The organism is Microbacterium caowuchunii (assembly GCF_008727755.1).
Lineage (GTDB): Bacteria > Actinomycetota > Actinomycetes > Actinomycetales > Microbacteriaceae > Microbacterium > Microbacterium caowuchunii.
Window position 1 is genome coordinate 131,201 of sequence record NZ_CP044231.1, and the last position, 22,806, is coordinate 154,006.

The window sequence follows — 22,806 nt, forward strand, 5'->3', positions numbered from 1 at the left end:
GCCCCACTTTCCGCATCGCGCCGCGATGCGATCGGCTCTTCCGAGGAGTACACCCGTGCAGAAAACCAGGAGGGCCTCGCTCCGGCGAGTGCTCGCGAGCGTGCTGACCGGCGCGCTGATCGCTTCAGGAGCGGCCCTCGGGGTCGCCATTCCCGCCTCGGCCGCAGACGGCGGTACGGCAACGCTGAGCTGGGGTGTGCGCGACAGCTGGCGCAACTACATCTCCAGCCCGATCGCCGCCGGGACGATCACGAGCTCCTCGCCGACGACGATCGGCGCCGATGGTGTGGCCAACTGGAGCTCCGGCTCCGGCACACTGAGCGAGAACCGCACGGGATCCGTGAGCTTCAGCGGCAACGCGCGCTACCTGGGCCACCAGGGCGCGCTCGATCTGACGACTTCCAATGCCCGCGTCGAGATCACCAGCGCCACCTCGGCCACGGTCTACTTCGATGTGACGAGCGCCCCGTACAACAATTTCCCGGCGACCAACGTCACCGGGATGCCCTTCGCCACGTTCACGCTCAGCGCCCCCAGCATCAACGGCGACGTCGCGACCTGGACGACCGGGCGGGGCGTACTGACCGCGCAGGCGCTCGCTGTTTTCGGCGGGTTGTACAACGCAGATCCGTATGCGGACCCGATGACCTTCTCGGCGCCGTTCACCATCCCGGTCACCGCCACCTCGACGACCCTCACGGCCAGCCCCTCGGGTACCGCCACGGCGGGAGATCCCGTTCAGCTGACCGCTGCGGTGACGCCCGCCGTCGACGGCTCCATGGAGTTCTTCGACGGCACGACCTCTCTCGGTACGGCGGCGGTCGTCAACGGCTCGGCGCAGCTCTCGACCTCCGCGCTCGCGGTCGGCTCCCACCAGCTCAGCGCGACGTTCACCCCTTCGGCCGCAACGTACTCACCCTCGTCCGCCGCCGCACTCGCCTATGTCATCACGGCGGTACCGGCGCCGGATGCGGACAGCACCGAAACCGTGCTCACCGTTTCGCCCGCGACCCGTGCGCCGAAGGGCGAGTCGGTCACGCTCGATGCGTCCGTCACGAACAGCGAAGGGGCCGAGGCTCCCGTCGGTAGTGTCAGGTTCTTCAGCATCGCAGCGGGGGGCGCAGAGCGCACTCTGCTCGGCGAGACCCCGGTCGCGAATGGCTCAGCGGCCTTCACCTCGACGAACCTCGCCGCGGGCGGTCACAGCTTCGTCGCGGAGTTCGTCCCCGCAACCAGCGCGTTCGAAGGATCAGCCTCGGCGGCATCCGGCAACTACGGCATCGTCGACCTGGCCGTTCCCGCCGCCTGCACCCCCGGACCGGGCTCCGCCACGAGCGGCACCGAAGCATCGGCGACCTGGAAGTTCTCGGAGTACAGCTACGCCGGGTACAACCAGTGGAAGAAGACGGCCACGGGCGACATCGGCGTCTCCGGCAGCGACTTCGTCTTCTCCGGTGGAGAGGTCACGGCTGACGCACACTGCGCCTCGATCGTCTTCGACGGCTCGTTCAAGATCGAGCCGCACGCGGGCGTGTGGATGGAGTTCACCAACCCGGTGCTGCGCGTGACTGCCGCCGGTGCGGGTGTCTGGACCGCTGACGTCACCACCAGCTCGAACGCCACCGCGCAGAACCTGCCGATCGGCGCCTTCAGCGGAGCCACAGGCTTCGGCCCGGGCAACGTGTTCGACGGGTCCGTGACCTTCGCGTACGCCGGCACGGTCGCACAGGGCACGTGGAACAAGGACTACGCCAACGCGTGGCCGAACGCCCTCATCTGGAACACACCCGCAAGCATCCAGGCGTACTTCTACCAGTCCGGCCCCTCCGCAGCGAACCTGCAGAAGCCGGCGTCCCCCCTGAACCTCGAGTTCGAATGGCCGGCGACCACGGAGACCACGCTCGCCGTTGCACCCGCGACTCGAACCGAGCTCGGGAATTCGGTGACCCTCACCGCATCCGTGGTCCCGGCGCAGGCCCAGGGAACCGTTGAGTTCTTCGGCACCTCCGTCGTCACCGGCACCACGATCTCGCTCGGGTCCGCGGACGTGATCGACGGCGCCGCCACCTTCTCGACCGCGACGTTGCCGGCCGGCGGACACGGTCTTGAGGCCGTCTTCACCTCCTCGAACGGCTACGACGGCTCGACCGGGACCTACGAGACGACGAGCCGCGGGACCACCACGCCCGCGTACTACGGCATCGTCGACCCCGCCGTACAGACCGTGGCGGCGCCGACGACCGGCGAGCGTGTCAGCAACGTATCGGCGACGTGGGGATGGTCGGCATACTCCGACGACTGGACCAAGATCGTCAGCGGAAACGTCACGCTCGACGGTGAGGACTTCGTCCTCACCGGAGGCACCGGCATCGTCACCGCGGATGCCGCGGTCATCGACTTCACCGGCACGATGCGCGTCGAGGCGTACGCCACGTTCTTCCCCGCCAACGGTCAGTGGATCGAGCTCGTGGACCCGATGCTCACGATCGCGGACGGCCGTGGCACATGGACGGCCGGCGTCCGCTCCGGAATCGGCGACTACACGCCTTCGCCCACCGAGGAACTGGTCATCGCGACGATCGCCGCCGCCGACGTTCCCGACTTCTCTGCAGCGTCCGTCGACGAGTCGCTCACGTTCGACTACGCCGGGACGACCGCGGCGGGCACCTGGGCGACCAGCGCCTCGGGGGTGGGCTTCACCGACGCGTGGACGAACGAATTCGTCCTGGCGCTGCCGGCCGAGATCAAGTCCTTCTACTACGCCAGCGGCGCCGGCGGAGACGTCCGTAAGAGCCCGGCGGCTCTCAAGGTCGCCTGGACCGAGCCGACCCCGGCGGCGACCGTGCTGAACGGGCACGCCAGCGTCGTCCAGGGTGGAGTGCTGCAGATCTCCGGGTCGGGCTTCCGCGATAAGACTTCGGTCACCGCGGTCATCCACTCGGACCCGATCACGATCGGCACGCAGGTGGCCGACGCCTCCGGCTCGGTGTCGTACCGTTGGAACGTCCCGACTGACTTCGCTGTCGGGGCTCACACGGTCACCCTGAGCGTGGACGGCGCGGTGGTCGCTTCGGTCCCCGTAACGGTCGTCGCGGCAGGAACGCCGTCGCCGGTCGCCCCGGAGGCACCTCAGGTGGCCAGCTGCGTGGCCCACGCCGTCTCCGGCGCCAGTATCCAGTGGGGTGTCAAGCAGAGCTTCGTCGCCTACGTGGAAGGCCCGATCGCCAGCGGCACGAAATCGATCAACTGGGGCTCGGGTTCGGGGGCGTACAGCACGGACACCAACCGCGGTCGCGTCTCCTACGGGGGTTCGGCGTATTTCGAAGGTCACGGCGGTCTCCTGCAGGTCAGCCTCAGCAACCCGCGCATCCAGATCAACAGCGCCACGTCGGCGACGTTGATCCTGAACGTGAACGCGACGAAGCCCGACGGCACGCCAGCGGTCAATGCGAACGGGGTAGCGTTCGCAAGCCTCTCGCTGCCCACTGCGAACAGGACGGCTGACCGCATCAGCTGGTCGGGCGCCTCGGCCACCCTGACCTCCGCGGGTGCCGCTGCCTTCGCCGGCTTCTACGACGCCGGCGCGGCGCTGGACCCGGTGTCCTTCAGCTTCCCGCTGGGTGCTGAGGTGGAGTGCGACAGCACCACGGACGGCAACCTCGCCGCCACGGGTGCCGAGAGCTCCGCGGACGTCCTGTGGATCGGTGCCGGACTGTTCGGCCTCGGTCTCCTGCTGGTCGTCATGCGTCGCCGCCGCGCGAACGCCTGATCCCGCCGGCGCCGCATCCGGCGTCGACTCTGAAGCGCCGGTCCCGATGTCCTCGGGGCCGGCGCTTCGTCGTCGGCGCAGACCGCACCCCCGGACGGATGAGACAATGGGCGTATGGCCGAAGAGCCGCAGTACCCCGAAACCCCCCGCATCGTCGTCGGTGACCGGATCGAGACCGTGCGGGTGCGTCGTGCGCCCAAGTACGGCGTCTTCCTCGTGCTGGGCGCGGCCCTCGGCGTCTTCGTCGCGATGATCCTCACGTTCGCCTTCAACGGGACGGATGAGGCGAGCGCCGCAGGCATCGAGTACTCCCAGAGCCAGGTGTTCGGGTTCCTCGCGCTGATCGGCGTCGCCGTGGGTCTCGCCGTCGGCGGACTCGTCGCGCTCGTGTTCGACCGCGTCCTGTCCAAGCGGGCCCGCGACGTGTCCGTGGACCACGAGATCTCCCGCGTCGAAGAGGACTGAGTCCGCTCAGGCCAGCTCGGCGATGATCGGGTGGATGGCCCGGTCGAACGCGACCACGTCGCCACGCAGACTGTCGGTCACGGCGATCGTCAGTGACCCGATCCACCACAGTCCGCGCTGCGCGAGCGGGAGCACCTGGACGTTCAGCTCGAACGAGTGCGCGCGGCGTCCCACCTGTCGTTCATGCACCGCGATGGCACTGGCGTAGGCGCGGTATGCCGTACCGGCGCGGCCCGCATCCCGGCGCGTGTACATGTCGTTCGCGGAGCGTGCGAAGTCGATGGCGTCGGGCGCGTGGGGCATGATCGCGGCCCGCAGCTCGTCCGCGCCCTCGATCGGTAGCGCGACGAACGTGTCGAACCCTTCGACCAGGTCGAGCGGAACGGGGGACGGATGCGCCTGCGGTTCCACGGTCATGGCCCAGTACTCGCGCCACTGCCGCTCCAGCAGGGCGTGCGCCTGGCTGTCCCGGAGCGGATCAGCCGGCGGGATCCCCCGGAGTGAGGGCAGTTCTTCCGGGGAGCGGATCCCGAGCGCCTGCCGAAGGTAGAGCGCGGCCAGCACGGCCGGACTCGCGTCCTCGCGAACCAGCCACTGCGGCCCTCCACTGCCCGGCATGGCGCCATTGTAGATGCGGCTCCACGGACACGAGCCGCCCCTTGCGAACGTCGGTCGCGTGCCGTCGCCGGCGGGGATGCGGTCCCGCGGGCGGAGGAGATCAGCCGACCGGAGGAGAGGAAAGGGCTGACACGTCCTCCCGTGGCCCCTCATCCTCCGCTCGACCGGGCAAGGGGTCCGTCATCCTCCCCTCGTCTCCTCCCCATCCCCCGGTCGGCCGGCATCCGTGCCCGATTCCCGCAGAGCAGGACACCGCGGGGGCGTCCGTGCCGAGGCTGAGTCCATGAGCACTTCGCAGGTCGACCGATCGTCGCGGATGCTGGCGTTCGTGCGTACCCAGGGCGGTGTCGTGCGCAGCGGACGCCTTCGGGAGCTCGGCTTCGCCGTCTCCGCGGTCACGGATGCGGTGGCCTGCGGCGAGCTCGTCCGGATACGCCGTCGATGGGTGGCCGTGCCGGATGCGGACCCCCACCTGCGTGCCGCGGCGAAGTCGGGCGTGGTCGTGTCCTGCATCACCCAGGCCGCTCGGCTCGGACTGTGGACGTTCGATGAGCCGGTCTCGCACGTCGCGGCTCCTCCGCACGCGGGACGGATCCTCGTGGCGGACGGGACTCGGGTGCACAGGGCGATTCCGCTGGTTCCGCGCCATCCTGATGCCCTCGACGACCCGGTGGAGAACGTCCTCGCTCTCGTCGCGGCATGCCGGCCGCGTGAAGCCGCGCTCGTCGTGTTCGAGTCGGCGCTGCGGATGCAGATGATCGACGCCGAGGCGTTCGCCCGCCTTCCGTTGACCGCCACCGCGAGGTCCGTGCTGGAAGCGGCGTCGCCCTTCTCCGACTCAGGCCTCGAAACACTCGTCGTGCCGCGGTTGCGGTGGCTCCGGCTCCGCATCGTGCCGCAGGCCTGGATTGCCGGTCATCGCGTGGACTTCCTCATCGGCGATCGCCTCGTGCTCCAGATCGATGGCGGACATCACGTGGGCGCTCAGCGCGAGGCCGACATCCGGCATGACGCGCGGCTCACGCTCATGGGTTTCCATGTCCTCCGCGTCGGGTACGCCCAGGTCGTGCACGATTGGCCCTCGGTGCAGCACGACATCATGCGCGCGGTCGCTCAGGGCCTGCACCGTTCCCGCTGAGCACCGGTGCATCGTGTCCGGGCCGCATCTGCGCGGGTCGCCGGCGCGGGGTGATGTGCGCGGGCGCAGGGAGGGGGCGCAGGACGCACCCAGCGGAGGAGATGCGCTCAGCGGAGGGCGTCACCTCCCTCTACCTCCTCCGCTCGTGGGATCTCCTCCGCTCGTCGCGCACACGCGGACGGGATCTCCTCCGCTCGTCGCGCACACGTCGGCGGGAGCCCTCGGAGGGCGAGCGAAGCGCCCCGAATCCGGACGGGCATCGACACCCTCCCGCGCAGGTAGGCTGTTGCCGTGGCCGCACCCTCCCACGACCCCTACGCCGCAGCAGGTGTCGACACCGCTGCCGGCGATCTGGCCGTCGAGCTGATGAAGTCCGCCGTCCGACGCACCCATGGACCCGAGGTCCTGGGCGGAGTGGGCGGCTTCGCCGGTCTCTTCGACGCGAGCGCCCTCCTCGGCTACCGCCGGCCGCTGCTCGCGAGCAGTACCGACGGTGTCGGCACGAAGGTCGCCATCGCGCAGGCCATCGACAAGCACGACACGATCGGGCAGGACCTCGTCGGCATGGTCGTGGACGACATCGTCGTGGTCGGGGCGAAGCCGCTGTTCATGACGGACTACATCGCGTGCGGCAAGGTCTACCCCGAGCGCATCGCAGCGATCGTGAAGGGCATCGCGGACGGGTGCGCGGCGACGGGCACCGCCCTGGTCGGCGGCGAGACCGCCGAGCATCCGGGTCTTCTCGGACCGGCCGACTACGACGTCGCGGGAGCGGCGACGGGTGTCGTCGAGGCGGACCGGATGCTGGGCGCCGAGCGCGTCCGTCCCGGTGACGCGGTCATCGCGATCTCCTCGAGCGGCCTGCATTCCAACGGCTACTCGCTCGTGCGCCACATCGTCGCCGGCGCCGGTATCCAGTACGGCGACTTCGCCGTGGACTTCGGCGCGACCTGGGGCGAGGTGCTCCTCGAGCCCACCCGCCTCTACACGACCCCGATCCTCGCGCTCATCGACGCGCTGGGCGACGGGGTGCACTCCCTCAGCCATGTCACCGGCGGGGGCATCGCCGCCAACCTGGCGCGCGTCCTCCCGCGGGACGCATGGGTGGAGGTGGACCGCTCCACCTGGTCACCGCCACCGGTCTTCCAGGTGCTCGCCGACCTCGGCGGACTGGATCTGATGGCCACCGAGGGCACGTGGAACCTGGGGATCGGTTTCCTGGCCGTCGTCGCTTCGGACCGGACGGATGCGGTCGCTTCCGTCATGCGCGAGCACGGGATCGACGCCTGGCAGGTCGGCGTCGTCGGCTCCGGCACCGCGCCCGCGGGGGACTTCGAGCAGGGTGCCAAGGGCGTCGACGGCGGTGCCGTGCGGCTGGTCGGCACGTACGCCACACGAGGAGCGAAGTAACACCACATGTGCGGCATCGTCGGAATGGTCGGGCAGGGCCTGGTCAACCAGGACATCTATGACTCGCTGCTGCTGCTGCAGCACCGCGGACAGGACTCCACCGGCATCGCGACCGCGGAACGCAGCGGCGTCTTCCACATCGCGAAGGCCAAGGGACAGGTCCGGGAGGGTTTCCGTACCCGGGACATGCGCTCGCTGCTGGGCGAGATCGGTCTCGGCCACGTGCGGTACGCGACCAAGGGCACCGCTTCCAACGAGGAGGAGGCTCAGCCGTTCTACGTGAACGCGCCCTACGGCATCGTCCTGGTGCACAACGGGAATCTCACCAACACGCGTGAGCTCACCAGCGAGCTGTTCCACACCGACCGCCGGCACCTGAACACCAGTTCCGACACGGAACTGCTGGTCAACGTGCTGGCCAACGAACTGCAGCACGTGATCTCCGGTCCCGAACTGGATGCCGACCAGGTCTTCCAGTCCGTCACCCGCGTGCACGAGCGCGTCGAGGGGTCGTATGCGGCGATCGCCCTGATCGCCGGATACGGGCTGCTCGCCTTCCGTGATCCGTTCGGCATCCGTCCGCTGATCCTCGGCCGCCGGGTGGATGCCAACGGCACCGAGGAGTGGATCGTCGCGTCCGAGTCGCTGGTCCTCGAGAACGGTGGTTTCCAGGTGGTGCGGGACGTGCACCCCGGGGAGGCGATCTTCATCGACCTCGAGGGTCGTCTGCACTCCCGGCAGTGCGCCGCGGAGACGAGGCTCGCGCCGTGCTCGTTCGAATACGTGTACCTGGCCCGGCCCGACTCGATCATGAACGGGATCTCCGTGTACGAGGCGCGGCTGCGGATGGGGGAGCGACTGGCCGACACGATCGCCAAGCACACGCCGCGCGAGGCCATCGACGTCGTGATGCCCATCCCCGACTCCGCGCGGCCGGCGGCCATGCAGGTCGCCCGCAAGCTCGGGATCGAATACCGCGAGGGGTTCTACAAGAACCGCTACGTCGGCCGGACGTTCATCATGCCCGGGCAGGCGGTGCGCAAGAAGAGCGTGCGGCAGAAGCTCAACGCCATGTCGAGCGAGTTCCAGGGCAAGAACGTGCTGCTCATCGACGACTCGATCGTGCGCGGCACGACGAGCAAGGAGATCATCCAGATGGCGCGTGACGCCGGCGCGAAGTCCGTGACGTTCGCGTCCGCGGCTCCGCCCGTGCGCTACCCGCACGTGTACGGGATCAACATGCCCTCGCGCCATGAGCTCGTCGCGCACGGGCGCACCATCCCGGAGATCGCCGAGGAGCTCGGCGCGGACTACATGGTCTACCAGGAGGTCGAGGACCTGAAGGCCGCGATCCTGGAGGGGTCGGACATCGACGACCTCGACATGAGCTGCTTCGACGGCCGCTACGTCACCGGAACGGTGTCGGAGGAGTACCTGCGGTGGGTCGAGGGGTCCCAGGTCTCGTGACCCCGGGATGCGGTCGCACGCCGGGTGAGGGCGCGCGACACGCCCGGGGGCGGGCATGATTTGCCGGGTCCGGCCGATCCGCGTAAATTCTTACTTGTTCGCCCCACAGGGAAGAACGGAGAGGCTGAAGCCCCGTTCCCCTCAAGTGGAGAACAACCCCACAGAACATCGCACCTCGGTGCGCGTCCTCGTGGGGTGATCCGAACTCTCGGAGCGCTCGACACCACGGTGTCGGACTCGGATCGACCGAAACGCCGATTTGACAGCGACGAGATACCGGATATACGATAGTGAAGTTGCCCCGCGGGCAAGGCTGAGAGGCTGAGTAGCGGGAGCATCCGATCCTTGAGAACTCAACAGCGTGCACTTGTCAAATGCCAAATAACCTCGACTCGGCTTCGGCCGGGTAAGAGATTCCTTTGGATCAAAAGTCCAGCATCCTTCGGGGTGTTGGCGACGGATAAGTCAGTAATGACATCCATTTTGGTCAGTTCAAACTCGCTGTCCCGACCTTATTCCGGTTGGTTCAGTATTTTTCTTTTACGGAGAGTTTGATCCTGGCTCAGGATGAACGCTGGCGGCGTGCTTAACACATGCAAGTCGAACGGTGAAGCAGAGCTTGCTCTGTGGATCAGTGGCGAACGGGTGAGTAACACGTGAGCAATCTGCCCCTGACTCTGGGATAACAGTTGGAAACAGCTGCTAATACCGGATACGAGCTGCGACCGCATGGTCGGCAGTTGGAAAGAATTTCGGTCAGGGATGAGCTCGCGGCCTATCAGCTTGTTGGTGAGGTAATGGCTCACCAAGGCGTCGACGGGTAGCCGGCCTGAGAGGGTGACCGGCCACACTGGGACTGAGACACGGCCCAGACTCCTACGGGAGGCAGCAGTGGGGAATATTGCACAATGGGCGGAAGCCTGATGCAGCAACGCCGCGTGAGGGATGACGGCCTTCGGGTTGTAAACCTCTTTTAGCAGGGAAGAAGCGAAAGTGACGGTACCTGCAGAAAAAGCGCCGGCTAACTACGTGCCAGCAGCCGCGGTAATACGTAGGGCGCAAGCGTTATCCGGAATTATTGGGCGTAAAGAGCTCGTAGGCGGTTTGTCGCGTCTGCTGTGAAATCCCGAGGCTCAACCTCGGGCCTGCAGTGGGTACGGGCAGACTAGAGTGCGGTAGGGGAGATTGGAATTCCTGGTGTAGCGGTGGAATGCGCAGATATCAGGAGGAACACCGATGGCGAAGGCAGATCTCTGGGCCGTAACTGACGCTGAGGAGCGAAAGGGTGGGGAGCAAACAGGCTTAGATACCCTGGTAGTCCACCCCGTAAACGTTGGGAACTAGTTGTGGGGTCCATTCCACGGATTCCGTGACGCAGCTAACGCATTAAGTTCCCCGCCTGGGGAGTACGGCCGCAAGGCTAAAACTCAAAGGAATTGACGGGGACCCGCACAAGCGGCGGAGCATGCGGATTAATTCGATGCAACGCGAAGAACCTTACCAAGGCTTGACATATACGAGAACGGGCCAGAAATGGTCAACTCTTTGGACACTCGTAAACAGGTGGTGCATGGTTGTCGTCAGCTCGTGTCGTGAGATGTTGGGTTAAGTCCCGCAACGAGCGCAACCCTCGTTCTATGTTGCCAGCACGTAATGGTGGGAACTCATGGGATACTGCCGGGGTCAACTCGGAGGAAGGTGGGGATGACGTCAAATCATCATGCCCCTTATGTCTTGGGCTTCACGCATGCTACAATGGCCGGTACAAAGGGCTGCAATACCGTAAGGTGGAGCGAATCCCAAAAAGCCGGTCCCAGTTCGGATTGAGGTCTGCAACTCGACCTCATGAAGTCGGAGTCGCTAGTAATCGCAGATCAGCAACGCTGCGGTGAATACGTTCCCGGGTCTTGTACACACCGCCCGTCAAGTCATGAAAGTCGGTAACACCTGAAGCCGGTGGCCTAACCCTTGTGGAGGGAGCCGTCGAAGGTGGGATCGGTAATTAGGACTAAGTCGTAACAAGGTAGCCGTACCGGAAGGTGCGGCTGGATCACCTCCTTTCTAAGGAGCATCTGGAGACTTCGGTCTTCCAGGCGCCAGATTCGAGACACACGTTCTCGACTGGTAGCTCATGGGTGGAACATTTGACAAGGCTTCAGGGGATGATCCTGGAACTCAGTACATCGTGGCTTCGGTCATGGTCGGAACGGGTCTGGGGGAGTCGCCTGGGGCATGCACGCTGTTGGGTCCTGAGGGACCGGATGCGCTTGACGGAAGTTGAGCGTTGACGAACCTCTGGGCCCTTTCTGGTGTCGCCTTCGGGTTGGCATGCGGGGAGGGTACCGCCCGTACTTTGAGAACTACACAGTGGACGCGAGCATCTTCGAGATGATCCTTTAGGGGAGCATCTCGTATTGATGATCTTAAAGATCATTAGTCAATTTCGAGTCAGATCTTCGGATCTGGTCCGATTCTTTGATGAACTCATGTGATTTCAAGTCTTTAAGAGCAAACGGTGAATGCCTTGGCATCTGGAGCCGAAGAAGGACGTAGCAATCTGCGATAAGCCTCGGGGAACTGATAAGCAAGTTTTGATCCGAGGGTGTCCGAATGGGGAAACCCCGCTGGGCGGCGTGCCGACCTAGTGACTCCCGCCTGAATATATAGGGCGGGTAGAGGGAACGTGGGGAAGTGAAACATCTCAGTACCCACAGGAAGAGAAAGCAACCGCGATTCCGTTAGTAGTGGCGAGCGAAACCGGAACAGGCTAAACCGAGTACGTGTGATATCCGGCAGGAGTTGCGTATTCGGGGTTGTGGGACTTTTCAGACAGTTCTGCCGATCTGTCGGCGTTACAAGAAGGTATAGACGAATGGCTTTGAATGGCCAGTCATAGAGGGTGCGAACCCCGTAGTCGAAATGCCTCTCTTGACGCGAAGAGTATCCCAAGTAGCACGGGGCCCGAGAAATCCCGTGTGAATCTGTCAGGACCACCTGATAAGCCTAAATACTCCCAGATGACCGATAGCGGACAAGTACCGTGAGGGAAAGGTGAAAAGTACCCCGGGAGGGGAGTGAAATAGTACCTGAAACCGTTTGCTTACAAACCGTTGGAGCCTCCTTAGTAGGGGTGACAGCGTGCCTTTTGAAGAATGAGCCTGCGAGTTAGCGATACGTGGCGAGGTTAACCCGTGAGGGGTAGCCGTAGCGAAAGCGAGTCTGAATAGGGCGATTCAGTCGCGTGTCCTAGACCCGAAGCGAAGTGATCTATCCATGGCCAGGTTGAAGCGACGGTAAGACGTCGTGGAGGACCGAACCCACTTAGGTTGAAAACTGAGGGGATGAGCTGTGGATAGGGGTGAAAGGCCAATCAAACTTCGTGATAGCTGGTTCTCTCCGAAATGCATTTAGGTGCAGCGTTGCGTGTTTCTTGCCGGAGGTAGAGCTACTGGATGGCCGATGGGCCCTACAAGGTTACTGACGTCAGCCAAACTCCGAATGCCGGTAAGTGAGAGCGCAGCAGTGAGACTGTGGGGGATAAGCTTCATAGTCGAGAGGGAAACAACCCAGACCACCATCTAAGGTCCCTAAGCGCGTGCTAAGTGGGAAAGGATGTGGAGTTGCCTTGACAACCAGGAGGTTGGCTTAGAAGCAGCCACCCTTGAAAGAGTGCGTAATAGCTCACTGGTCAAGTGATTCCGCGCCGACAATGTAACGGGGCTCAAGCACGCCACCGAAGCTGTGGCATTAGCATTATAGGTAGGCCTTCGTGGTCCAGCCGTGTTGATGGGTAGGAGAGCGTCGTGTGGCCAGCGAAGCGGCGGTGTGAACCAGCCGTGGAGGCTACACGAGTGAGAATGCAGGCATGAGTAGCGAAAGACGTGTGAGAAACACGTCCTCCGAAAGACCAAGGGTTCCAGGGTCAAGCTAATCTTCCCTGGGTAAGTCGGGACCTAAGGCGAGGCCGACAGGCGTAGTCGATGGACAACGGGTTGATATTCCCGTACCGGCGAAGAACCGCCCAAGCTAATCCAGTAGTGCTAAGTGTCTGAATCCCAGTGACTGATCCCTTCGGGGTGACGCTCTGGGCCTAGCGCACGAACCCGTTCTGGTGCGGTTAGCGTATTAACAGGTGTGACGCAGGAAGGTAGCCCAAGCCAGGCGATGGTTGTCCTGGTGCAAGTGCGTAGGCCGAGTGATAGGCAAATCCGTCACTCATTAAGGCTGAGACACGATGCGGATAAAAAGTGGGTGATCCTATGCTGCCAAGAAAAGCATCGACGCGAGGTTCTAGCCGCCCGTACCCCAAACCGACTCAGGTGGTCAGGTAGAGAATACCAAGGAGATCGAGAGAATCGTGGTTAAGGAACTCGGCAAAATGCCCCCGTAACTTCGGGAGAAGGGGGGCCTTCGACGTATTAGGACTTGCTCCGAAAGCGTTTGGAGGCCGCAGAGACTAGTGGGTAGCGACTGTTTACTAAAAACACAGGTCCGTGCCAAGTCGCAAGACGATGTATACGGACTGACGCCTGCCCGGTGCTGGAAGGTTAAGAGGAGAGGTTAGCTTCGGCGAAGCTTTGAATTTAAGCCCCAGTAAACGGCGGTGGTAACTATAACCATCCTAAGGTAGCGAAATTCCTTGTCGGGTAAGTTCCGACCTGCACGAATGGCGTAACGACTTCCCAACTGTCTCAACCGCGAACTCGGCGAAATTGCATTACGAGTAAAGATGCTCGTTACGCGCAGCAGGACGGAAAGACCCCGTGACCTTTACTATAGCTTTGTATTGGTGTTCGGTGTGGCTTGTGTAGGATAGGTGGGAGACTTTGAAGCTTGGACGCTAGTTCAGGTGGAGTCGTTGTTGAAATACCACTCTGGTCACTCTGGATATCTAACTTCGAACCGTAATCCGGTTCAGGGACAGTGCATGGTGGGTAGTTTAACTGGGGCGGTTGCCTCCCAAAAAGTAACGGAGGCGCCCAAAGGTTCCCTCAACCTGGTTGGCAATCAGGTGGCGAGTGTAAGTGCACAAGGGAGCTTGACTGTGAGACTGACAGGTCGAGCAGGGACGAAAGTCGGGACTAGTGATCCGGCAGTGGCTTGTGGAAGCGCTGTCGCTCAACGGATAAAAGGTACCTCGGGGATAACAGGCTGATCTTGCCCAAGAGTCCATATCGACGGCATGGTTTGGCACCTCGATGTCGGCTCGTCGCATCCTGGGGCTGGAGTAGGTCCCAAGGGTTGGGCTGTTCGCCCATTAAAGCGGTACGCGAGCTGGGTTTAGAACGTCGTGAGACAGTTCGGTCCCTATCCGCTGCGCGCGTAGGAAGTTTGAGAGGATCTGACCCTAGTACGAGAGGACCGGGTTGGACGAACCTCTGGTGTGTCAGTTGTTCCGCCAGGAGCACCGCTGATTAGCTACGTTCGGGATGGATAACCGCTGAAAGCATCTAAGCGGGAAGCCGGCCTCAAGATGAGACTTCCATGCCTTCGGGCGAGAGGCTCCCAGCCAGACTACTGGGTTGATAGGCCAGATGTGGAAGCACGGTAACGTGTGCAGCTGACTGGTACTAATAAGCCGATGACTTGATAACACACCGTTTTTTGGTGCTACGCGTCCACTGAGTGGTTCTCGATGTACGGTCGAGAACCGCATAACAATTGAGTTGTTATGCAGACTGAAACATCAATAGTGTTTCGGCGGCCATAGCGTGAGGGAAACGCCCGGTTACATTCCGAACCCGGAAGCTAAGCCTCACAGCGCCGATGGTACTGCAGGGGGGACCCTGTGGGAGAGTAGGACACCGCCGGACTTCTTTTCAATAGAAATGGCCACCCAACGCTGGGTGGCCATTTCTGGTTTACGGGCACGATCCTCCCGACGGAGGTCGAGCGTGTATCGACAGGAAAGGGGCACGTGCCCTCCTTCGGGAGGCACGTGCCCCTTTCCGTGGTTCTAGACGGATTCGCTCACCCGTGCGGCGGAGTCAAGACGCCGTGCGGCGTAGGCCTCGGCGGCCGCGAGCGGGGTGATCCCGTGCTCCTCGGCGTCGTCGAGGAGATGACGGACGGTGTCGCCGATGGCGTTGACCCGCCGCATCGTCTCCTCGCGGTCGGCCCCCCGCTCCTCGAGGTCCAGATAGATGACGCCGCCGGCGTTGGCGACGAAATCCGGTGTGAACAGGATTCCGCGGGCGGCGAGCCGATCCGCATCCGCACGGGTAGCCAGCGGGTTGTTCGCGGGACCGCAGACCGCCCTCGCCTCGAGGGCGTCGATGACGCTCTCCGTGAGGACTCCGCCGATGCCGGCCGGGACGAACACGTCGGCCGGCACCAGGTGCTCGGTACCCGGTTCCACCCAGATGGCGCCGAGCTGTTCGGCGAGGGCGCGCTTGGCCGGGTTGACATCGGTGACGGTCAGCAGCGCGCCTTCCGTACCCAGGCGGATGGCGAGACGGCCTCCCACCTGTCCGAGGCCGGAAATCGTGATCCGTCGCCCCTCCAGGGATGCCGTTCCGTGCACCCGTTCCAGGGTGGCGCCGATCGCGGCGTAGACGCCCATGCTCGTCGGGCCGGCGGGTTCGCCGGACCCGCCCACGCGGTCGGGGAGCCCCACGACATGGGTGGTGCGTTCGCGGACAGCCAGCATGTCGTCGGTCGTCGAACCGACGTCCTCTGCGGTCCGGTACGAGCCGTCGAACGCCTCCACTGCATCGCCGAGGTCGAGGAACGCCGCGCGCCGTCGTGCCGCGTCGAGCTGGGTGCCCTCGGGAATCGCGATCACGGCCTTGCCGCCGCCGGAATCCAATCCCGCGACGGCGTTCTTGAGCGTCATCGCGCTGGAGAGACGGAGCGCGTCGGCGACGGCGTCGCTCCAGTGCGGATAGGTCCAGAGTCGGGCGCCGCCGAGTGCGGGTCCCAGCGCGGAGGAGTGCAGGGCGACGGTGATCACGAGACCGCTGCGGGAACCCGTCGTCACCTCCACGCGTTCATGGGCGAAGTCGGGCAGGGTCGGGGCGTGCGTCATTGCGTACCTCTTTCGCGGAGCCTTGTGGGCTGTGCCGAACGGATCCGGCCGAGTCGCCGCATCCGCCGCCCATTCTGGCCGCTCCTCCCGGCGTAATGAAGGGGATTGCGGAAGAACACCCGGTCAGGAGGTCGCAGAAGAGGCCCCGGGGAACGAGCCCGGGCGCGACCGCGGCGCATCGTCACATGGGCCCGGGGCCGACTCCCGCCGTCTACGCTCGTTCCATGGCCGACAGCTACACCCATGGGCATCACGCCAGCGTGCTCCGCGCACACGAGTGGCGCACCGTCGAGAACTCCGCGGCGTACCTCCTCCCGTATCTGCAGCCGGGGACGACCGTCCTCGATGTCGGGGCGGGGCCGGGCACGATCACGGTCGACATCGCCGGCCGGGTGGCGCCCGCCGGGGTCGTCGGGGTCGATGCGGCGGCGGACGTCCTCGACCGGGCGCGCGCCTATGCGGCGTCGGAGGGCGCGACCAACGTCGAGTTCGTGGTCGACGACGCCTACGCCCTCCGCCGGCCGGACGGGGCGTTCGACGTCGTGCACGCCCACCAGGTGCTGCAGCACCTGGACCGTCCCGTCGATGCGCTGCGGGAGTTCCGGCGGGTGGCCGCCGACGGCGTCGTCGCCGCGCGCGACGTCGACTACGAAGGCGTGATCTGGTACCCGCTCCTGCCCGCGCTCGCGGAGTGGCACGACGTCTACCTGCGCGTGCATCGGCGGGTGGCCGGCGATCCCGCGGCCGGCCGCAAGCTCAAGTCCTGGGCGCGCGAGGCGGGCTTCCGCGAGATCAGCTGCTCCGCGTCCCTGTGGTTGTTCGAATCGGATGAGGACCGGAAATGGTGGGGCGGAGCATGGGCCGAGCGCGCGGTCGAGTCCTCCTTCGCCCAGCACGCGATCGACCTCGGCGAGACCGACCGCGACGGGCTGGAGCGGATCGCGGCCGGGTGGCGGGCCTGGGCGGATGCGTCCGACGGGTGGCTCCTCATGCCGCACGGCGAGATCGTCGCCCGCGGGTAGGCTGACGGCGTGACCGAGGTCCTCCATCCCCGCAGCGTCCTCGTGCGCGACGCACTGCGGGCGGCGGGCATCCAGGGCGAGATCCGCGTGCTCCCCGATGCGGCAGCGACAGCGGCCGCGGCCGCCGACGCCCTCGGCATCGAGGTCGGCGCGATCGCGAACAGCCTCGTGTTCTGGTCCGACGACGAACCGTTGCTGGTCATGACCAGCGGCGCGCATCGGGTCGATACGGCCGCCCTCGCCCGTCGCCTGGGACGGGCACGCATCGTCCGGGCAACCGTCGATCAGGTGCGCGCGGCGACCGGGCAGGCGATCGGCGGAGTGGCGCCCACCGGGCACCCGGCGCCGGTGCCCACCGTCGTCGACGAGGCACTCGCCGGATTCGACGAGCTGTGGGCGGCCGCGGGGACGCCGCACACCGTCTTCCCCCTCACCTTCGCCGAGCTCGTCGCCCTCACCGGCGGTACCGTCGCGAAGGTCGACGCGGACTGAAGCCGGTCAGCGCGGTACATCCAGGTGCCAGGAGGCGGGGCGCGCGGATGCCATCGCGTCCGGATCGTCCGCATCCCAGGTGAAGGTGGCCACCGCACAGGTGGGTAGGTGTCCGATCTCCTCGCTGAGCTCATAGGCGAGTGCGCTGACCCCGGGATCGTGCGCCACGAGCAGGACCTCCGCAGCGTCGCTCGTCGCCGCGACCTCGAGCAGGGTCTCCGGATCCGCGCCGTACAGCTCCGGGAGGAGCTCGACCCGGCCGCCCAGTTCGGCCGCGAACGCCGCGGCGGTGCTGCGCGCCCGTTCGGCGGTGCTGGAGAGGATGCGGCCCGGTCGGAACCCCCGCTCCGCGAGCCGTCGCGCCATCCGCGGTGCATCGTGTCGTCCGCGCTCGCTCAATGGGCGTTCGTGATCGGGTAGCCCGGGACGCCCACCCTCCGCCGCCGCATGCCGCACGATCACGAGCGTGGTCACGCGCGCCCCCCGCCGTGCTCGCCGACGTAGATCCATGCCCGGCGGCCGCTTTCGAGGGTGACGGCCGTCCGCAGGTAGAGGGACATCTGGTACTCGTCCGCGGCGTCCACCTCCTCCGCGGTGACCGCCAGCACCTTCCCGATCACCCTGTCGAACGCGTTGCCCGTGCGTCGCAGCACCGGCAGCACGGTCGTGCCGGCGGGATTCGCGTCCCGGGTGTCCTCCGTGTCGGCGTAGTCGAGCGTGTGCCGCAGGAGGATGTCGTCCTCCGCCTGCACGAGCCTGCCGAACGTGTCCAGCTGGACGTGCGGATCCTGCAGCGCGCCATAGGCGAACAGCCACTGGTCGGGGGATGAGCCGGTCACGGCGTCAGGCTATCGGTTACACCCCGAAGACGGCATGCGCGATCGTGAAGATGAGTAGACCCGCCAGCGACCCGACGATCGTGCCGTTCAACCGGATGTACTGCAGATCCCGTCCGACCATGAGCTCGATCTTCTCGGTGGTCTCGTCCGCATCCCACCGCTCCACCGTGTCCGTGATGATGGAGGCGATGTCGTGGCGGTAGCGGTCGACCAGGAACACCGCCGCATCCGTGACCCATCCGTCGACGCGCTGCTGGAGCGTGGCGTCGGTCACCAGCCGGTCCCCGATCTCGGCCAGTGCGGTCGCCGCGCGGCGCCGCAGGCCGCTCTCGGGATCCCGGAGGGCGGAGACCAGCCCGTTCTTGGCCGTCGTCCATGCCTCGGCCGCGAGCTCGCGCACGCGCGGCGAGTCGAACACCGTCGTCTTGGCATCCTCGAAGCGGCCGATCGTGGCCGGGTCGTGCTGCAGGTTCTCCGCCAGGCGCGCGAGGTAGCCGTCGATGGCGTCGCGCGCAGGGTGAGCGGGATCCGAGCGGACCGCGCCGATGAACTTCACGGCCTCGTGGTACGCGGCCTCGTCGATGAGGTTGTGGACCATCGACGGCACCCACCCCGGCAGGCGACGGGAGAGCAGGCCGGAGAACGCCTCGCGGTTGGCGGTGAGCCAGGAGGCCACGCTGTCTGCGGCGAGGTCGACCGCCTCGTGATGCGCGCCTGACTGCACGAGTCGTTCCAGCCACCCGCCCAGGGGCGGGCCCCATTCCGGGACGATGAGATGCTCGCGGGCGAGGTCGGCGATCACGTCCTGGACGTCGTCGTCGCTCAGCGCTTCGAGTACCCCGGCCGCCATCGCGGCGCCCTCGGTGGCGACACGTTCGGCGTGGTCGGGATTGCGGAGCCACTCGCCCAGTCGTGCGGAGATCCGCGTGGCGGCGAGCTTGGTGCGGATGATGTCGCCGGAGAGGAAGTTCGTCTCCACGAACTCCCCCAGGGTGCGGCCGATCTCGTCCTTCCGGGTGGGGATGATGGCGGTGTGCGGGATGGGGAGACCGAGCGGGCGGCGGAACAGCGCCGTGACCGCGAACCAGTCCGCCAGCGCGCCGACCATGCCGCCCTCCGCCGCGGCGCGCACGTACGCGAGCCAGGGGTACCGCGCCTGCAGGGCGAACGCCACGATGAACACGATCGTCAGCAGGACGAGGGCGCCCAGGGCGATGCCCTTCATGACGCGGAGGCCGCGGAGCCGTTCCTGGTCGGCGGCGCTGAGCAGAGCCATCGGAGTGCGGGCCATCCCGTCATCCTCGCACGGCCTGCACGGGAACGCGCGAAGGCGTTCGGCCTCTCCGGGCGCCGGTCGGCGGGATCCCGGCTCAGTCCTCGAGCGGACCGAGCCAGGCGCTCGCGGCCGCCGCGTGGGCGGACTCCGGATCGGAGGGATGGAACAGCCCTGCCAGCACGTCGCGGTACAGCCGTCCCAGCTCGCTGCCGGCGGAGTAGGAGGACCCGCCGGCGACGAGCACGGCCTGATCCACGACGTGCTTCGCGGTCGTCGTGGCGCGGTGCTTGAGCCCGGCCAGCAGGGAGAACCACCGTCCGCCGTGATCCGTCTGCGCGTCGACGTCCGTCGCCAGCGCGCTCAGCTGGGGGCCGAGCGCGTCGTAGGCGATCGCCATGTCGGCGATGCGCCGGCGGATGTCGGGGTCCTGGCTGTACATGCGACCGGTCTTGGCCGAGCGGCGGTGCTGTGCCGCCTGCACGGCCAGATCGAGCGCCCGGCGCGCCACGCCCGTGTAGACGGAAGCGAGCAGGATCTCGAACACGCTGAAGATCGCGAAGACGAGCGGGTCCGGCTGAGGACCCGGGGCGACGCGGCGCACGACCCGGTCCGGGGCGGCGACGGCGCCGTGGAGCCGTGTCGTCCGCGACTGCGTCCCGCGCATGCCCACGGTGTCCCAGTCGTCGAGCGTCTCCACGGCTTCGCTGCGCGGGACGAACGCGTACACGATCTGCGGGGCGTCCGGGGAGGTCCGGTCGAGCCCGTGGAGTCCCAGCTGCGTCCACACGGGGGCGAGCGAGGTGAAGATCTTCGTCCCGGTGAAGGTGTACGAGCCGTCCGGGGAGGGGACCGCATCCGTCCCGCTCCCGAAGAGCACGAGGTCGTTGCCGGCCTCGCTGATGCCGAAGGCGAAGATCTCCCCGGCGACCGAGCCGGTCTGCACGAAGGCGAGGTCGTCCATTCCGCGATCCCGCAGGACCTTGGCGACGCCGGTCCACACCAGGTGCATGTTCACCGCCAGAGCGGTCGCGGGGGCGGCGCCGGCGAGACGTTGCTGCAGGAGGGAGGCCTCCGCGAGGCCCAGGCCGCTGCCGCCGCGGTCGACCGGCACCAGGATCGACAGGTAACCGGCGGCGCGGAGCTCGGCGAGGTCCTCGTGGGGGAAGACGTTGTCGCGATCGATCTCCGCCGCCCGTGCGCGGATGCGCTCGAGCAGCGCATCCGGCAGATGCTCCTGCGGGTCGAAGGTCACAGCAGCGCCTCGTGCAGGGCGGCGATGGTGGCCTCCGGCCGGTCGCGGTGGGGGGAGTGGCCGGCGCGCGGTACGACCGACATCGTGATCCGCGGGTTCGCCGCGAGGACCTCCGCCGCGGTGGGGCCGGTGAAGAGGCTGTAGACCTCCGGGTCGGACCCGATCACGTGGGTGGGGATCGACACTCGCCGCGCCGCTGCGCGCACGTCCCAGGCGGGGTTCTGACTGCTGGTCTGCTCGACCGCCCAGACGCTCGCCAGCTGGGCGGCCTGCGCCTTCAGCTCCACGTCCTGCGGATGCCAGCGCGGATGCTGCCGGCGCACCGCCTCGATGGACGTGTCCGCGAACGCGGCCTCCTGGCTGCTGCGGACCGTCTCCCGGTCGGCGGGGAGCAGGTGCAGCGCCGGGTCGATGAGGACGAGTCGCTGCGTCCACTCGGCGCGGTCCGCGGCGGCGAGGGTGGCCGCGGCGCCGCCGAGCGAATGCCCGACCACCGCATCCCACGATCCGCCCTGCGCGGGGGCGACGGCGCCGACGTCCGCCGCGTACGCGGCGAGAGTGTAGTCCAGTGCCCGCGGGGCGGAGCCGTGGCCGCGCAGGTCGACGGCGACGGCGTGCCATCCCGCCTCCGCGAGGGCCGTGCCGAAGCGCCACATGAGCGCGCCGGAGGAGCCCAGACCGTGGATCAGCAGCGCGTGACGGTGTGCGGCGGGATCTCCCCAGGAGAGGCGGGGGAGCACGACGGTTGCGGGCATACGTCGAGATTAGGCCCGAACGGTGACGCTCGCGCCGTCCCTTTTCCCCGGATGACGACCGCGCCGGGTCAGGTGATGATCCGGGTCGGCTCGGTGTCCGGCAGCGGGCTGGGGTCGCGATGCCGGAGGTCGGGGAAGGCGCGGACGCAGGCCACCGCGACGATCGCGCCGGCCACCGCGAAGATGGCGGCGGCGACGTAGGCGCCCTGCGGGCCCACCCCGTCGATGAGGAACCCGGCCACCGCGGAGCCGGCCGCGGCGCCGATGAGCTGGCCGGTGCCGACCCAGCCATACGCCTCGGCGGTGTCGCTGAACTTGACGCTGGCGGAGGTGATCGCGAAGAGCACGGCGAGGGCCGGGGCGATGCCGATGCCGGCGAGCAGGAGCGTGCCGCCGAGCCACCACACGTTGAGGGAGAACATGGTGAGGCAGAGCCCCGCCGCGACGATCCCCATCCGGCGGGCCATGGCCCACGGGCCGATCGGGATGTGGCCGAAGGAGAGGCCGCCGGCGAGGGATCCGACCGAGAAGACGGCCAGCACGAGCCCGGCCTCCAGCCCGCCGTGCCCGAACGTCGCGACGACCCCGGCCTCGACCGCGGCGCACGCACCGATGAGGAGGAACCCGATGACCGTGGCCAGGAGCACCGTGGGGCGTGCGAGCACCTTGCCGAGCCGGCGCTTGCTGCGCGGGATGCGGACGCGGCCGAGCTCGGGGGAGAGGATGAACCAGGTGCCGCCGCCGAGGAGGATGACGACGATCAGGATGAGCGCTTCCCAGGTGCCGACCTGGGTGGCCACGAAGGTGATGACCACCGGGGCGAGGATCCAGATGATCTCCTGCAGCGACGCGTCCAGCGAGTAGAGCGGGGTGAGCTGGCGGGAGTTCACCATCTTCGGATAGATGGTGCGCACGGCGGACTGGATCGGCGGCGTGGACAGGCCGGCGATGAGGCCCAGGACCATGTACGCCGGGAGGGTCATCTCGACCAGGGCGATCGTGGTGATGGCGATCGCGCAGACCACCATCGTCAGGGTGATGACCTTGCGCATGCCCCACAGGCCCATCCAGCGGCTCGTGATCGGGCCGGCGATGGCCTGGCCGACCGAGGTCGCGGCGAGGACGAGTCCCGCGGCGCCGTAAGAGCCGGTGGCCTGCTCGACGTGCAGCAGGATGGCGAGGCTGGTCATCCCGTTCGGGAAGCGTGCCGTCAGCTGCGCGGCGATGATGCGGCCGACGCCCGGCGTCCGCAGCAGATCCCGATAAGCGCCCACCG

At 66.6% G+C, this 22,806-nt stretch carries 15 protein-coding genes and 3 rRNA genes; 10 read left to right on the forward strand and 8 right to left on the reverse strand.

Going from position 1 to position 22,806, the window contains the following annotated elements; genetic code table 11:
• Positions 1-55 precede the first annotated feature (55 nt).
• Positions 56-3,769, forward strand: coding sequence for an HtaA domain-containing protein (locus tag F6J84_RS00600; RefSeq protein WP_191905706.1), 3,714 nt, complete (start codon positions 56-58; stop codon positions 3,767-3,769).
• 114 nt (positions 3,770-3,883) lie between these two features.
• Complete coding sequence (locus F6J84_RS00605; RefSeq protein WP_150970528.1) at positions 3,884-4,234, forward strand: potassium transporter Trk; 351 nt, start codon at positions 3,884-3,886, stop codon at positions 4,232-4,234.
• A 6-nt stretch (positions 4,235-4,240) separates the two neighbouring features.
• On the opposite strand, the gene F6J84_RS00610 is transcribed toward F6J84_RS00605, so the two are convergent.
• Complete coding sequence (locus F6J84_RS00610; protein ID WP_150970530.1) at positions 4,241-4,852, reverse strand: zinc-binding alcohol dehydrogenase; 612 nt, start codon at positions 4,850-4,852, stop codon at positions 4,241-4,243.
• Positions 4,853-5,135: 283 nt separating this feature from the next.
• On the opposite strand from F6J84_RS00610, the gene F6J84_RS00615 reads away from it, so the two are divergent.
• The 6 genes from F6J84_RS00615 (at position 5,136) to rrf (ending at position 14,680) form a co-directional block, all read left to right on the forward strand.
• On the forward strand, positions 5,136-5,990 hold the full coding sequence (locus F6J84_RS00615) for an endonuclease domain-containing protein (protein ID WP_191905707.1): 855 nt from the start codon (positions 5,136-5,138) through the stop codon (positions 5,988-5,990).
• Positions 5,991-6,281: 291 nt separating this feature from the next.
• On the forward strand, positions 6,282-7,400 hold the full coding sequence (gene purM / locus F6J84_RS00620) for a phosphoribosylformylglycinamidine cyclo-ligase (RefSeq protein WP_150970532.1): 1,119 nt from the start codon (positions 6,282-6,284) through the stop codon (positions 7,398-7,400).
• 6 nt (positions 7,401-7,406) lie between these two features.
• On the forward strand, positions 7,407-8,867 hold the full coding sequence (gene purF / locus F6J84_RS00625; RefSeq protein WP_150970534.1) for an amidophosphoribosyltransferase: 1,461 nt from the start codon (positions 7,407-7,409) through the stop codon (positions 8,865-8,867).
• Positions 8,868-9,406: 539 nt separating this feature from the next.
• Positions 9,407-10,928 (forward strand): 16S ribosomal RNA (locus F6J84_RS00630).
• A gap of 431 nt (positions 10,929-11,359) precedes the next feature.
• Positions 11,360-14,461: ribosomal RNA gene (locus F6J84_RS00635) — 23S ribosomal RNA — on the forward strand.
• Positions 14,462-14,563: 102 nt separating this feature from the next.
• Positions 14,564-14,680 (forward strand): 5S ribosomal RNA (rrf, locus tag F6J84_RS00640).
• Together the 16S, 23S and 5S rRNA genes form the textbook arrangement of a ribosomal RNA operon.
• A 143-nt stretch (positions 14,681-14,823) precedes the next feature.
• On the opposite strand, the gene F6J84_RS00645 is transcribed toward rrf, so the two are convergent.
• Complete coding sequence (locus F6J84_RS00645; protein ID WP_150970536.1) at positions 14,824-15,894, reverse strand: Glu/Leu/Phe/Val dehydrogenase family protein; 1,071 nt, start codon at positions 15,892-15,894, stop codon at positions 14,824-14,826.
• A gap of 224 nt (positions 15,895-16,118) precedes the next feature.
• On the opposite strand from F6J84_RS00645, the gene F6J84_RS00650 reads away from it, so the two are divergent.
• Complete coding sequence (locus F6J84_RS00650; RefSeq protein ID WP_150970538.1) at positions 16,119-16,916, forward strand: methyltransferase domain-containing protein; 798 nt, start codon at positions 16,119-16,121, stop codon at positions 16,914-16,916.
• Between the two features lie 9 nt (positions 16,917-16,925).
• Positions 16,926-17,408, forward strand: a complete 483-nt coding sequence (locus F6J84_RS00655; protein ID WP_150970539.1) for a YbaK/EbsC family protein — start codon at positions 16,926-16,928, stop codon at positions 17,406-17,408.
• Positions 17,409-17,414: 6 nt separating this feature from the next.
• On the opposite strand, the gene F6J84_RS00660 is transcribed toward F6J84_RS00655, so the two are convergent.
• From F6J84_RS00660 to F6J84_RS00685, 6 genes are all read right to left on the reverse strand, one after another.
• Positions 17,415-17,918, reverse strand: a complete 504-nt coding sequence (locus tag F6J84_RS00660) for a SixA phosphatase family protein (RefSeq protein ID WP_238702548.1) — start codon at positions 17,916-17,918, stop codon at positions 17,415-17,417.
• Complete coding sequence (locus F6J84_RS00665; protein ID WP_150970543.1) at positions 17,879-18,247, reverse strand: gamma-glutamylcyclotransferase family protein; 369 nt, start codon at positions 18,245-18,247, stop codon at positions 17,879-17,881. The genes F6J84_RS00660 and F6J84_RS00665 overlap by 40 nt, the downstream gene beginning before the upstream one ends.
• A gap of 16 nt (positions 18,248-18,263) precedes the next feature.
• Positions 18,264-19,538: a DUF445 domain-containing protein gene (locus F6J84_RS00670; RefSeq protein WP_150970545.1), complete on the reverse strand. Its 1,275-nt coding sequence runs from the start codon at positions 19,536-19,538 to the stop codon at positions 18,264-18,266.
• A gap of 79 nt (positions 19,539-19,617) precedes the next feature.
• A complete protein-coding gene (locus F6J84_RS00675) occupies positions 19,618-20,775 on the reverse strand; it encodes an acyl-CoA dehydrogenase family protein (RefSeq protein ID WP_150970547.1) in 1,158 nt (385 codons plus the stop codon).
• Positions 20,772-21,530, reverse strand: a complete 759-nt coding sequence (locus tag F6J84_RS00680) for an alpha/beta fold hydrolase (protein WP_150970549.1) — start codon at positions 21,528-21,530, stop codon at positions 20,772-20,774. The genes F6J84_RS00675 and F6J84_RS00680 overlap by 4 nt, the downstream gene beginning before the upstream one ends.
• Before the next feature lie 68 nt (positions 21,531-21,598).
• A complete protein-coding gene (locus F6J84_RS00685; RefSeq protein ID WP_191905708.1) occupies positions 21,599-22,804 on the reverse strand; it encodes an MFS transporter in 1,206 nt (401 codons plus the stop codon).
• Positions 22,805-22,806 lie beyond the last annotated feature (2 nt).